We start from the raw sequence: 13356 nt of genomic DNA, 5'->3' as shown, positions 1-13356 counted from the left end.
TATATATGTCAGCCTAATGGTTTGTACTAAAAGATGTAGCTCCTCAGCATGCTGCTCTTACCTACTGCCTATAGCTGGCACTCACTCGATTACGACCAGCTGCTTTGGCTGCATAAAGCGCACTGTCAGCTGCACTAATAAGTTCATCTCCAGTTCGGCCATCTTTAGGGAATGTTGCAACACCAAAAGAGGCAGTAACTGAGATAGCTGAGGCGCCGTAAAGTATGGGAGCAGCAGCCATGGTGCTTCGCACTTGCTCAGCTCGCTCGATTGCGAGAGGTTTCTCTACTTTCGGTAATACCAGGAGAAACTCTTCGCCGCCATAGCGGCAATAGATGTCGCCGTGGCGAGCATGTTGCTTCAGAAGAGTGCCAAAAACTCGTAATACTTCATCACCGGCAAGATGACCAAAGTGGTCATTAACCATCTTGAAATGATCAAGATCGCCCATAATTATACTAATGGGATAATTATTATGTTCAGACAGGATCAGTTCTCGATCTAAAGTTTCCTCAAGATAGCGACGGTTATAAAGACCAGTCAGGGCATCATGTATTGATTGGTCAAGCAATCTTTTTTGTAATGCTTGCAATTCATGTTCAGCACGGATGCGTTCTGTTACATCCATAATTAGTCCAATGAGTGCCGGTTTGCCATTGATTTCCATGATGCTACTATGAACCTCGACATCAATGACTTCACCATTTTTACGCAAGCCATGAAATAGATAAACAACTCGCTTCATTTCTCCAGAGAGTCGTTTTCGGATATTCTCTGATACGAGTGGTCTATCCATTTCGTCGGTGACATCGAGTGGCCCTAATTCCCGAACTTCCTCTGCACTATAACCAAAAATTTCATTAAATTTGGCATTTGAATAACTGAATTTCCCATTCTCGATGATTACAATGCCTACTAGAGACTGGCTCACCAAACTATGGAATTTTTCTTCTGATTCACGTAAGGCACGATTTATTTTTTCATTTTCGCGTAATGCTTGTTCTAGTTCTGCTGTGCGGATACGTACTTGTTCTTCTAAGATAATGGCTGTCTGGAACAGACTGAAATCAGAACTTCGAACACTAGTGCTACGCTCTGCGCGATCCATCAAGGCTTGTATTATCTTGTTAAGACGAGCGATTTCACTCTTTAATTCCTCTTCGCTGGAACTGGAATTTGGTAGTGCCGAATCAAACATTATCCACCTCCTTTGAATTTGAGCCAATCGCAACTCCAACTAGAGTCTGATTAACATGCACGCCTCGGAATTGTTCGCCATAAGTATTAAAACCAATAGTGTTGTTTTGCTGAAAAATGTCGTTAATACGATTTATTATTTCAGGAGAAACTTCTAGCTTGCGTAGAATACAATCACAACCGAGAACAAGTTGGGGTGGACCAATTTCAGAACGGAGTTTGCCAAAATTTTCCTCTAGATTATGCAACAAATCTACTCCTTTAGCTACTCGAAGGACCAATCCATTCTCAATGGCGCAGAAAAAAGTCAGACTGCCATCGGAATTGGCTTTTTGGATAGAACGCACGTAGTTGGTGCCGTCGATCATGACGACAATTGGCGAGGCAGCGAATCGCATCGGATCAAGACCATGCGCATCAATACCGAGTATTCGCGCATATTCTTGTGCCGCTGGTAGGCCGTTGATTTCCTTAACCCTACGGTGGGTGGTATCCGCTTCTGTGACAACCAGTCTTTTTTCAGTGGCAATAAAATGCTGTGTTTTGAATATCTTAAACGGTAATTTAGTAGTAACCAAGGTCACGATAGCGCTGTCTGAATGAAAATGCCCCTCGAAATAAACATAGGTAGAATTGAAGTTAAGGCTATCACCGGCCGAGCCACCAACTAGAGGAATTTTTCCTAGCTCACTTTGCAATATCCGTGTGACGGGTTCTTCACGTATTGATAAGCCATCAATTAACAAAAAGGCAAAGCTGTTTTGAGTATCCGCTTGTCGTTCCATACGTTGCAAGAGTTCTTGGGTAAAGTGCTGGCATTTAGAAATTTGGAATTGTTGCAAGTTAGTAAGAAGGCCGGCTACAGCCTTAAAATCAGTAGCTGAAAAACTAACTCCTGTCAGGCTGTGATCTCGATACCCGGCAGGCCCAATTTCTCCTGCTGTAGTACAACCTACAACTTGTATGCCTGTAAATAAATATTTCATTTCATCTGCCAAGACATCCAGATCATATTCGCTTGAGCAAAAGAAAATTACTAATTCCATGTTTGGCTGTTTTACGGCTTCGTAAAATTCGCGCGCAGCTTTGCGCGCATCAGTCAGACAAGATTGAGCTAGACGTATGGAAGGGTTATTCCCCATCGTTTTCTCCTAATTTGTTCCATTGAATAACTTATTTTATTTATAAAGTATAGATGGGTTAAATTACAGGTGATATACATGGTAGTATTCAGCGAAGACCTTCGTTTATTTTGTGTTATTAAATTCACCTTAAACGGGCAAGCTTCGATGATTTGAAATATCATCTTCAATATCAATAGATTATTCAAGCAATAAAGGCCAATGTGGGGTTTTGATTTCGATGTCTAATAATAGATGAGTAGTCGAGAGCTCAAGCTATGCTTTACGTAAAAATGACCAATATTATATTGCGAAAACATTATGGCTGCTCCTGTAATTGCATACTCATTCCGTATTATTGCTTATGATTAATCGATTTACAGGAACAGTTGAACTTCAACCTAGTGGAAATAGATCTTATTTTAGCTCTTGTAGGGGTGGTGGGTGAGTAGAATGGGCCAGCTCACTCTTACCAAACCCTTCTCAGGTAGGTTCGAGATCTGGCGCGGTAAGGTGATCTCCCATTTCCAAATCCCACCACGTCGAACGCAGCATGCAGATTTCCCGCACTACGCTCTCCTAACATCTTCCTATCAAAGTTGCAAGGGACACTCAAATATGCGGTAAAAAACGAATTTCTGTCAAAACATGATGCTGACTTAAATGAAGAGTTTGATGTGATACGTTCAAACAATTAATCAATCTGAATCTTATCGATTGCTCCTATAGAAGATGTCTACATAAAGTATGTTTCAGGGCATATTTGGCCTTGTTTTAACCAAGCGCGGTTTTGATGACGCAAAATTATGCGCCGAATGCCATTCATAATGAAAATGAACTGAAATAACTTGCAACTGGTTATTGATGAGACAATAACGCATAGTACCATCACCCTTGGGATTTCTATTTATCCCAGTGATGGTGCTTCATTAAAGGGAGCTAAATGATACAGCAGATCATTATATGCAGCTTAAAAACAAGGTAAAAATTGAACCGTAATTTCTTCTGAACTACTAAATGGTGGTTGTTCAGATTTAATCAGCCTGAAAGGCTCTTGTTTTGAGTAAGTTCAATGAATAACTTACTGATGTACTTAGATATCCCCTAATTTCAGACCAAATATTTATCACTTTTAATTTCATTTACCCCCCTGCAATAAATTGTTCATTGCCTCAATAATTCTGGATAGCTAATGATGATTCATGTTTTTCGTCTTTATATCCTTTGAAAATTAAATTGGTTCAAATAATAAAATGGCTAGAAACTTATATATTGTCCAATACAACTTCATCAAATCCTCTTAATAAAATTAAAAAAAATTGTACGGATTACAAAAAATGTACTTAAATTTTTTAAAGAGCAAGACGAAAATATTTGTTATGAAGCAATGGAGTTACTATGAACAAACGAATCTGTTCTGCATCAAGCAGTATTACCCTAAGAGCTCGTATAAAAAATACCCCAGGAACTTTTGGCAAATTAGCAGCAGCGATTGAAAAAGAAGGAGGGCAACTCAATGCGATTGATACCGTTCGTGTTGAAGAAGACTTCCAGATTCGTGATCTTACCATTTTTACATGCGGTCCAAAACATGCTGAAATCATAGTGAATCAATTGCGTGCGATTCCTGAAATAGAGGTGCTTCAAGTTTCTGATCGTACTTTTCTAGCGCATCTGGGTGGAAAAATTAGAATTAAAGGTCGTATTCCATTAAAAACTCGAGATGATTTGTCAATTGCCTATACGCCAGGGGTTGCTCGAATTTGTGATGCAATCTATAAAAAACCAGAAGCTGTATTTAATCTCACCATTAAAAAAAACATGGTCGCTGTTATTTCAGATGGAACCTCAGTATTAGGTTTGGGAAATATGGGACCCTATGCAGCCATTCCAGTTATGGAGGGAAAAGCATTATTGTTTAAAGAGTTTGCCAATGTCGATGCATTTCCTATTTGTTTAGATACTCAAAATGTGGATGAAATCGTTGCCACCATCAAACATATTGCTCCAGTATTTGGTGGGATTAATTTGGAAGATATTTCAGCACCTCGTTGTTTTAAAGTGGAAGAACGACTTAAAAAAGAGTTGAATATCCCAGTATTTCATGATGATCAACACGGTACAGCAGTAGTGTTGGCTGCGGGGATGATTAACGCACTCAAAGTGGTTCAAAAAAAACTGGAACAGATTAAAGTGGTTGTAGTGGGCATTGGTGCTGCAGGTACGGCGTGCACTAAAATGTTACTCAATTTAGGGGTAAAAAATATTATCGGTTGTGACTGTGACGGTGTGATTTATCAAGGTAAATCAGGATTACACTCATGGCATCAATGGTATGCTGAACATACCAATCCTAATCTTGAAAAAGGTACGGTGCATGAAGTAATCAAAGGAGCCGATGTTTTTATTGGGGTTTCAAAACCCGATGTCATTACCGCCAAAGATGTAAAAAAAATGAATAAAGATGCAATTGTTTTTGCAATGGCAAACCCTATACCCGAAATAATGCCTGAGGATGCAAAAAAATACGCTACTATTGTTGCAACAGGACGAAGTGACTATCCCAATCAAATTAATAACGTATTGTGTTTCCCCGGCATGTTTCGAGGGATCTTGGATTGTATGGCGACTGAGATTAATGAAGAAATGAAACGTGCTGCGGCTTATGCAATCGCAAACTCTATAGAAGAGCAGCATCTAAGTTGCACTTACATTATTCCTAGCGTATTTGATACTTGTGTTGTAAAAAATGTTGCTCAAGCGGTTAAAGAAGCAGCTATTAAAACAGGGGTGGCGCGTAAATTAATAACATAATTTAAACCTTTAGCGTAACTGCCTAAAATCCCCATCTGATTTATGTACCAAATTTAATTTTTTTCTTATTGTTTTCCCTTGCGACTGGTAGCTCTCTAAGATGCGTTGCGGTATTTACTCTGTTTTATCGAGTTATTGCGAGTTTGGAAAAAGTAAGTTCTTCATCGGGGTCGTGGGTGAGTAGAATGGCCGGATCATTCTCAGCAACAAGCCGTTTATTCATGTATTAAAATCAATACATGAATTCGCGACACGGTAATAAGTTAATTGTATTGTGTTTGTCAAAAGCATGTGAGTCGATTCTCTTCGTTGATTTAATACTCGTCTTCCAGAATTATCGACTCCATGTAATTGAAAAATATTCTTAGCTATATCTATACCTAATACGCTAATATTCATTATTGAACCTCTCATCCAGTTTTAGTTTCAAATTCGAATACTAAGCCGGCAAATATTATTTGCCAACTCAGTGGGTGAGATGGTTCATAAATTTGTGGGGATGACAAATAAAAAATGAATAAATGGAGTCTTTATTTTATAATTTTTTTTAGTGTTTTTATAACGGTGGTCACACAGGCAGCTCAGACACAAGAAACAAGTACCAGCATTAGTTCTAACCCAGCAGCAGACACTGCTGTTACAGGAAATGGAGCATTACAAGATTATATTGAAAAAACATTAGATATCAAAAATAATTACGGTTTCCGATTTGGCGGCATGCTATTAGGTGATGCTAACAAATTATTTTCCGGTGGAATTCCCTATGCAAAACATTGGACCGGTGATGAATTGTTTTTATTTAATGTGACATTAGATACTGAAAAGATGGGGGCTTGGAAAGATGGATTATTTGGCGCGCAATATCTTCAACTCGATGCGCAACAAGTCAACCAACAAGCAGGATCTATTGAAGGGTATAATTCTATTGTAGCTGTTAATCCCATACGTCGTTCAGAGCTTTATCAATTTTGGTATAGACAAGAACTTTTTGATAAAAAATTGATAGTTCGCATAGGTAAATCCGTTCCTACCATAGACTTTGGAAATGTTATTAGACCTGTTCCATTAACTTTATCAAAAGATATGCCTAGCTTAACTGGATTAATTTATACCCCTATTTTTATTAATTCCTCACAATTAGGAGTAACACCTGGATATTATAATTCAGCTTATGGGGTGACTGTGAACTTTGTACCTGTTAAATCATGGTACTTACGCTATGGAGTATATGATGGTAATTTAGCAAGAGGGATACAAACGGGATTGAAGGTTTGGCCTACTCTGAATGGATCCTATTTTCATATTGCGGAAACCAGTGCGGCATGGTTATTAAAACAAAATAGTTACCCAGGTAAAATAGGTGTTGGCGGTTGGTATGAAGATGGATTAGTGCGTTCGGGCACTCTTAAAGAAAAGAATACATCGGGTGTCTATTTTTTTGGTTCTCAGCGACTGTGGTATAAATATAGCGAAAATGATTTCAGAGGTATTTCTGGGTTTTATCAATATGGAATTAATTTTTCTAATGTTTTACCTGTTAATCAATATGTAGGTGGAGGTCTTACCGCATTTGGGCTCATCCCAAAGCGTGATGTTGATAGCATGGGTGTTGGTGCCTCTTTAGGATGGTTAAATAAGAGAAATTTTTCTCGTGCCACTGAATTGATGTACCAAGCTTATTATCAAGCTCAAATAATGAATGGATTTTATATAGAACCAGCTGCCACTTACATACCCACTCCTGGTGCAGGCACACCTGCTGCATGGACAGGTACATTACGTGCCCTATTGCTATTCTAACATTATGGATCGTGAAAAATGATATTCGCATGACTGGCATGGCTGCTTGGGACGTGACTCATGATGATGATGAAAAAACTTGAGCTATTACAGCGTTCCTCGAAAAATTACCGCAAATGAGCCCTACAGAATATGCAACATTGAATCAAAAAGCAGGGTTTCCTATACCCGAACCCGATTGACCTTTCTGAAGAGCCAGGTACTTTAATTATTACACAGATAAAAAAGTACTGAAGACAAGATATTATTTTTCATGATAACATACCACTCATTTCATAACGTACATGAAAAAAGAAAACTTTTACCATTGAAAGAGCTCTAGGATGATGATGTATAAGGGATTTATTTTTTGTGTTCTATCACATGTAGTTGTTATGACATTTCCTACACATAGTTTTGCGTTTGGGCAAGAAATTCATCCAAAAAATTCAACGATAGCGCAAGCTGATTCACCTACAGCAGATAAAAAAACGGCCACATCAACTGCATCTGGAAAATCTATATACAATAAAACCTGTGTTGCATGTCATGGAGTTGATGGTAGAGGTGTTGCACCCTCCTATCTTGATTTTACTCAAAAAGGAGGGGTTTTGTCTCAACCCTATAATGTATTACTTCAAAATATAATTCGTGGCATTGGAAGTATGCCTCCAAAAGGAGGGTATCCTGCTTTAACGGATAAGGATATGGAAGCCGCCCTTGATTACATAATGAGTCATTTTGCTCCTGAACCTATTCCTGAATCTACAGGTAATGAAGCTCAAGATATCCAGCTGATGAAACAGCAGATCATGGAATTAAACAAAAAACTTGAACGATTAGAGGCAGCACAACTCAACCGACAAAATAAAACTGTAGAACCGATTACTAAAAATAATGAACCCAAAACGAATCAACCTATAATACCAAAAACAAATGCACCATCCTCAAATGGCGAAGTGGTCTACAAACAAAATTGTGCTGCGTGTCATGGAGCTAATGGTAAAGGTGTAGCTCCCTCTTTCCCTGATTTGACCAAAAAAGGAGGGGCGTTAGCACAATCTTCAGACGTGTTACTTCATCATATAATCTATGGTATTGGAAGTATGCCTCCGAAAGGCGGTAATCCTTCTTTATCAGATGCTGATTTGAAGGCTTCTTTGGATTATATTAAAACTGCTTTTGCTCCCGAACAAAAAAGTCAAACCATTCAGTCTACTACCCCTATCCAACAACAAACAAATAAGACAAATCAGAACACTGAATCGAGTTCGCAAGGTAAAAAACCTTTAGAGCAGAAGCCGGTAGAGAAGAGTGAACAACAAAGTAACAAAGGGGTATCCACTGAAAATAAGGAAAGTAATGTAACAAGCACATCCTATTTTTGGCCAAATCCTGATTTTTCTGCGCTTCTTACAGGGAGTGCCAGTGCAGGATATAGTGTTCCCAATAATCGCAGCGGAAGTTTTGATATTATTACTTTTAACCCGATGGTTCTAGCTAGATATAAGGACCTGCTTTTGCTGCACTCAGACCTTGATTTCTCCCTTGATGATGATGGCAATACCACTGTGGAGTTAGGCAATCTTAATCTCAATTTATTTTTAAACGAGGTTGCGGTTTTTGGAATTGGAAAATTGGATAGCCCTCTGGGTTATTTTGTACAAAATCTATCTCCCTCCTGGGTAAATAAACTACCCACAGCTCCGACAGGTTTTGATAGTGATGAAGCCGCACCGCAAACACAACTGGGAGCACAACTTAGAGGAGGTTTCTATCTTTTATCCAGACTCAAAATGAATTACATTGCTTTTGTTGCTAACGGTCCCCGTGCTTTTGCGGATCCAATGACTGGATTAATTGATTTCATATCGACCGACAGTTACCCTAATAATTATGGTACGTTTATTGGAGGAGGAAGAGTAGGGATTCTACCGATCCCCAATTTGGAGATTGGGTTTTCAGGTGCTGGAGGAAACGTAGCATTATTTGATGTCAATACAAACTTGACGTTTGGCGAACGTGGGCGTGATTATACATCACTAGGAGCAGATCTTTCATTCCAATGGAAAAGCTGGGATTTTCGAGCCGAAGTAATTCAACAACAAATCGGTGCGCAAAACCTAAGTTTATTCCCTCAAAGCGCAGGCTGGAAGGCTTGGTACCTGCAAGCGGCCTATATGATTCCTGCAACAAAACTGCAACCTATTGTACGTTGGGGTGGATACACCTCACCCGTTTCAAGTCAAAGCCAACATCAAGTGGCACTTGGATTGGATTATTGGCTTGCACCGAGTATTGCATTGCAAGCCGCTTATGAATTCAATAACGGCCAACATGGTACAGATAGCGATAGTAATCTGTTCTTGATTCAATTAGTTTGTGGTTTTTAATATGAGGGACAAGCGGATGCAAAGTCGTTTTTGGATAAAATTGGTCTTAATCACTGGAATTCTATTCATCAATGAACCCTCTATCGCTTACGCGGGTAAACTCTTTTCCAAGATGGGTATGCATCAAAAAACGGGGGTTCAATTATGGGCAGATAACTGTGCACGCTGCCATAATAATCGTGCACCGACTGAGTTTACTCCCAACCAATGGAATACCATTATGTTACATATGCGCATCCAGGGCGGATTAACTGGAGAGGAAGCAAAAGAAGTTTTAGCTTATTTAACTGATGCATCCCTTTCCGAATTTAAAACGGGTACAACAACGACTGCAAGTCAACAAAACAACCAGGAAAGTCAAGCGGCTAAAACAAACATTACAAAAACAGGAAAACCTACAGCTTCAGGAAAAGACATTTATCAAAAAAACTGTGTGGCCTGTCATGGAGTTGACGGTAAGGGGACAAGTCCTGCATTCCCCGATTTTACCAAAAAAGGAGGAGTGCTATCTAAGTCATCCAGTGTTTTACTGCAAAATACGATCAAAGGTATTGGAGGTATGCCTCCTAAAGGGGGTAACCCTTCTTTATCAGATGATGATTTAAAAGCCGCTCTAGACTATATTGAAAGCACTTTTGCCAAGTGAGGTCAATCAATGCGAAAAATATGGATTGTTATAGGGATTGTTGCAGTACTCTTTTTGCTTGGATTAATAGGTATTGGCGGCACTATTTTTTATCAAATCAGTAAAAATATCGGACAATCAATTCCTGTCTATGAGCAGCCAATTAATTTTCCTAGTTATCCAACTCTAAATTTAAAAGGAAAATCCCCAGCAGAAATAAAACAAATTAAGGACGGGGAGCTTCTTGTAAAAGCAGGAGATTGCATTACCTGTCATACCAATACTTCAGAAAGCGGGAAAGTATTTGCCGGAGGATTCCCCATCCAAACACCCTATGGCATTATTTACGGTACAAATATTACCCCAGATAAGAAGACTGGTATTGGACAATGGAACGATTCTGATTTTATTAAGGCGATGAGAAAAGGAATTTCACCAGCTCATACTTATTATTATCCTGCATTTCCTTATCCTTATTTCAATAAAGTTTCGACACAAGATTTACTGGCAATCAAAGCTTATTTGAATGCCATCCCTGCTGTAGAGCAACCCAATCTGGAAAATAAAATGATTTGGCCATTTAACTGGCGATTTATTCAACTGGGTTGGCGATTATTCTTTTTTCATAATACAGGACCTTACAAAAATAATCCTGAAAAAACTCCCAATTGGAACCGAGGTGCTTATTTAGTAGAAGGGTTGGGACACTGCGGAATGTGTCATACTCCTTCTTATTATTTATTTAATCAAGATCTGGTTCTAGGTGCACCCATACAAAAATATAATCTGGCAGGTGCTTGTGGAGAAGGTTATTTAGCCCCAGATATTACCCAATCAGCATTGGATGATGTTCCAGATAAAATACTGCTTAAAGCATTTACTGAAAATCAGTTTGGTGGCGAAAAATTACATGGACCTATGGTTGAAGCAGTACATAATAGTTTGAGGTACCTGCCTCAAAATGATTTGCTATCGATTATTGATTATTTAAAAAGCATCAAAAGCCCTACAATTCCTACGCCTGTACTTAAAAATGTCAGTTTAGGTAAAAAAATCTATAAGTTACATTGTTCCGTTTGCCATAATCTCGGTGCCAATGGAGCACCTAAATTAGGTGATTACATGACCTGGAATCCCTTAATCAGGAGCGGTATAAAACATCTTTATCATATATCGATTGTGGGAAATGCAAGCATGCCCGCCAATGGTGGCTGCTCTGGCTGCAGTAATAAGGATATAGAGGCTGCGGTGGATTATATGGTGGGGTGTGCAACAAAAGATTCTTTAAACGATTCGAAGAAATGTCAGTAATTTTTGGCTTGTCTATGCATCCATGAAATATTGTTGAGTAGCCGACCTTTACTAGGTGTTTGTTAAGTTTCCCTAATTTTGTTGAGCACATAGGGGACTTACAGGCATTATGTGAAATTTGAATACTAAAATCCCGATTGAAGAATTCTTATTTGCTTTTACTTTCGAAAATTATGGTTAAGCTTATATGACCCATTTTCCGGCTAAAACCAATCCGTCATGTCGATGCCTTGAACAGCAGAACCTGGTAGTAATTGCCAAAAAACAGTTCCCGCTTCACGAGACAGTCGGCATGACGCTTCGGTAGCCACGCGGTCACGTCGTCGTGATTCCAAATATCAGGGGCGAAAGGTTCAAGAATGGCTAAAAATGGCAGGTAAATATAACGCAAAGGATGCCACCATTTCGGCTTGGAAAACTCAACAATCAAAACGGTTCCACCTGGTTTGACAATGCGGAATGCTTCGTCGAGCACGCGCTCACGCACGTCACTCGGCAATTCGTGTAGCAGGAAGAACAGCAAAACCCGGTCATACCCTTCATTTGGTAGATCGAGCTTCGAGGCATCCATATTGAGGAGACGAACTCTGTTCGGCTGTGATAATTTGTGGTTTAGATTCTCAAGTTGAGGCCTCACAACATCGACGACATCTAAGCTTCCGTCAAATTCTTCGATTTTTTCATACAGACGAGGGGTCAGCGTGCCATAGGTGCAAGATAGCTGGATAGTGCATCCGGCTAGTTCATCGCCGAATGCGGCGAGGGCAGCGTCGCGCAGACGCTTATAGTTAAACCATAGTATAAGCTCGATGAGCCACTCACGGTCCCAGAATTTGATCGCCCAGGGCTGAACATAAGCCCACCAATAGGTTTTTTTGAGATAATCCGGCGTTTCAATATCTAGGGACATGGCCTCAAGCCCTCCTTTTGCTTTGACATTATTTTCTTTTTTTAATTTGTAAATTTAACATCAATTTATTATGCAGATATACTTATTTTATAAAACGCAGTGAGGAACAAACCTATAACCGAAGCATTTATTCCAAGTATCGCTCTTTGCATGGATGGCGGCGACGTACATGCATAACAAACTAATCCTAGTTAAGGGTCATTAATATAAACTAAAATGAGTCTCGATCCTCATAATAAGGTATTTTGTTTACTGCACGATATGATGACAAAAATAAATTATGCTATTAAAGATTGGGCATGTAAAAATTTTATGACAAAATAGTATAAGTACATGAGCAAGAATAAGGATAAGCATCACATGAGTGATATCATGTCATTTAAAATAAAAAAAATAGTCTTTCGTAAAATTATTTTCTCGGTAATTTTTTCCCTCACGACACTCAATGCCTATGCGGGTATGCAATCCTATCACCTCAAATACCACAAAGATTCCAAAATAAATAATGTATCCCTATCCAATACTGAAGTACTCATAGAGTTCCACCGGTATGGCAATTCACTGGGAAGGCTTTTAACAAAAACGAATAATACTCAAGACATCACCATCGACAACACCTTTGGGAGCAATTTGGTTATTCACGTGCTATTCATCGATAAAGAGGGGAAAAGACTAAGATGTTGGGGCGTATCTAATGCTAAAACAAATATCATTGAGATTCAGTGTGATAAAGTGGTTTCGTTGAAAAAAGTAAAGGGAGAGACTGAAGAGTCCATTGACTCCACTAATTAAATGACGGTGAGTAAATTAACAACTATTGACACAGAGAACCACATCGCAGGACACTATATATCCCCATTATAAGGAAAGAAACAAAAATGACTAATAAAATTCGTGGTAAAGTCAAATGGTTTAATAAAGACAAGGGATTTGGTTTTATTAAAAGCAGTGACAAAGACTTCTTTGTCCACTTTAGCTCGATTCAAGGTGGCGACTTTAAAACACTTCCTGATGGAGCAACTGTTCTTTTTAAAATAGGAAAAGGACAGAAAGGACCTCAGGCCGAGGAAGTAGAAGTAATTAAATAAATGACCATTATTGGCCTATAAAGTTCAGATTTATGTGTTGCTGATTAGGGCACCTAAGTGTACGGCCTGCTTTCAAAAACTTCTCGGCCCGCAATCAGCGCATGAAATTGGCCCAAAT

At 39.0% G+C, this 13356-nt stretch carries 11 protein-coding genes; 7 read left to right on the top strand and 4 right to left on the bottom strand.

What is annotated here, in order from left to right:
* Window positions 1–61 precede the first annotated feature (61 nt).
* Entirely contained in the window at window positions 62–1198 is a 1137-nt protein-coding gene (locus OQJ26_RS16970) for a sensor domain-containing diguanylate cyclase (RefSeq protein WP_265704907.1), read from the bottom strand.
* Window positions 1191–2339, bottom strand: coding sequence for a nitric oxide-sensing protein NosP (gene nosP, locus OQJ26_RS16965; RefSeq protein WP_265704906.1), 1149 nt, complete (start codon window positions 2337–2339; stop codon window positions 1191–1193). The genes OQJ26_RS16970 and nosP overlap by 8 nt, the downstream gene beginning before the upstream one ends.
* A gap of 1377 nt (window positions 2340–3716) precedes the next feature.
* Here nosP and OQJ26_RS16960 point away from each other — a divergent pair.
* Window positions 3717–5132: an NAD-dependent malic enzyme gene (locus OQJ26_RS16960; protein WP_265704905.1), complete on the top strand. Its 1416-nt coding sequence runs from the start codon at window positions 3717–3719 to the stop codon at window positions 5130–5132.
* Window positions 5133–5351: 219 nt separating this feature from the next.
* On the opposite strand, the gene OQJ26_RS16955 is transcribed toward OQJ26_RS16960, so the two are convergent.
* The gene (locus OQJ26_RS16955; protein WP_265704971.1) at window positions 5352–5531 is read right to left on the bottom strand and encodes a hypothetical protein; all 180 of its coding nucleotides are present in this window, start codon (window positions 5529–5531) and stop codon (window positions 5352–5354) included.
* Between the two features lie 114 nt (window positions 5532–5645).
* Between OQJ26_RS16955 and OQJ26_RS16950 the strand changes: the two genes are divergently transcribed.
* The 4 genes from OQJ26_RS16950 (at window position 5646) to OQJ26_RS16935 (ending at window position 11240) form a co-directional block, all read left to right on the top strand.
* Window positions 5646–6932 carry a carbohydrate porin gene (locus tag OQJ26_RS16950; protein WP_265704904.1) on the top strand — a complete coding sequence of 429 codons (1287 nt, stop codon included), beginning with the start codon at window positions 5646–5648 and terminating at the stop codon, window positions 6930–6932.
* A 323-nt stretch (window positions 6933–7255) separates the two neighbouring features.
* A complete protein-coding gene (locus OQJ26_RS16945; RefSeq protein ID WP_265704903.1) occupies window positions 7256–9304 on the top strand; it encodes a c-type cytochrome in 2049 nt (682 codons plus the stop codon).
* Window positions 9305–9320: 16 nt separating this feature from the next.
* Window positions 9321–9950, top strand: a complete 630-nt coding sequence (locus OQJ26_RS16940; protein ID WP_265704902.1) for a c-type cytochrome — start codon at window positions 9321–9323, stop codon at window positions 9948–9950.
* Between the two features lie 9 nt (window positions 9951–9959).
* Entirely contained in the window at window positions 9960–11240 is a 1281-nt protein-coding gene (locus tag OQJ26_RS16935; protein ID WP_265704901.1) for a c-type cytochrome, read from the top strand.
* 217 nt (window positions 11241–11457) lie between these two features.
* Here OQJ26_RS16935 and rquA read toward each other — a convergent pair whose 3' ends face one another.
* The gene (gene rquA / locus OQJ26_RS16930) at window positions 11458–12150 is read right to left on the bottom strand and encodes a rhodoquinone biosynthesis methyltransferase RquA (RefSeq protein ID WP_265704900.1); all 693 of its coding nucleotides are present in this window, start codon (window positions 12148–12150) and stop codon (window positions 11458–11460) included.
* A gap of 360 nt (window positions 12151–12510) precedes the next feature.
* Between rquA and OQJ26_RS16925 the strand changes: the two genes are divergently transcribed.
* Window positions 12511–12942 (top strand): hypothetical protein, encoded by a 432-nt coding sequence (locus OQJ26_RS16925; protein WP_265704899.1) that lies wholly within the window; start codon window positions 12511–12513, stop codon window positions 12940–12942.
* Window positions 12943–13028: 86 nt separating this feature from the next.
* The gene (locus OQJ26_RS16920) at window positions 13029–13238 is read left to right on the top strand and encodes a cold-shock protein (protein WP_265704898.1); all 210 of its coding nucleotides are present in this window, start codon (window positions 13029–13031) and stop codon (window positions 13236–13238) included.
* The last annotated feature ends 118 nt before the right edge of the window (window positions 13239–13356 follow it).

The organism is Legionella sheltonii, from assembly GCF_026191355.1.
GTDB classification, from domain to species: Bacteria; Pseudomonadota; Gammaproteobacteria; order Legionellales; family Legionellaceae; genus Legionella; species Legionella sheltonii.
This window is presented reverse-complemented; position numbering and strand designations above follow the sequence as displayed.

What these genes read in the sequence shown, in the direction of transcription:
- OQJ26_RS16920 (WP_265704898.1), top strand. Translation starts at nt 13,029, where the DNA reads ATGACTAATAAAATTCGTGGTAAAGTCAAATGGTTTAATAAAGACAAG.
- rquA (WP_265704900.1), bottom strand. Translation starts at nt 12,150, where the DNA reads ATGTCCCTAGATATTGAAACGCCGGATTATCTCAAAAAAACCTATTGG.
- OQJ26_RS16935 (WP_265704901.1), top strand. Translation starts at nt 9,960, where the DNA reads ATGCGAAAAATATGGATTGTTATAGGGATTGTTGCAGTACTCTTTTTG.
- OQJ26_RS16925 (WP_265704899.1), top strand. Translation starts at nt 12,511, where the DNA reads ATGAGTGATATCATGTCATTTAAAATAAAAAAAATAGTCTTTCGTAAA.
- OQJ26_RS16945 (WP_265704903.1), top strand. Translation starts at nt 7,256, where the DNA reads ATGATGATGTATAAGGGATTTATTTTTTGTGTTCTATCACATGTAGTT.
- OQJ26_RS16960 (WP_265704905.1), top strand. Translation starts at nt 3,717, where the DNA reads ATGAACAAACGAATCTGTTCTGCATCAAGCAGTATTACCCTAAGAGCT.
- nosP (WP_265704906.1), bottom strand. Translation starts at nt 2,339, where the DNA reads ATGGGGAATAACCCTTCCATACGTCTAGCTCAATCTTGTCTGACTGAT.
- OQJ26_RS16970 (WP_265704907.1), bottom strand. Translation starts at nt 1,198, where the DNA reads ATGTTTGATTCGGCACTACCAAATTCCAGTTCCAGCGAAGAGGAATTA.
- OQJ26_RS16955 (WP_265704971.1), bottom strand. Translation starts at nt 5,531, where the DNA reads ATGAATATTAGCGTATTAGGTATAGATATAGCTAAGAATATTTTTCAA.
- OQJ26_RS16950 (WP_265704904.1), top strand. Translation starts at nt 5,646, where the DNA reads ATGAATAAATGGAGTCTTTATTTTATAATTTTTTTTAGTGTTTTTATA.
- OQJ26_RS16940 (WP_265704902.1), top strand. Translation starts at nt 9,321, where the DNA reads ATGCAAAGTCGTTTTTGGATAAAATTGGTCTTAATCACTGGAATTCTA.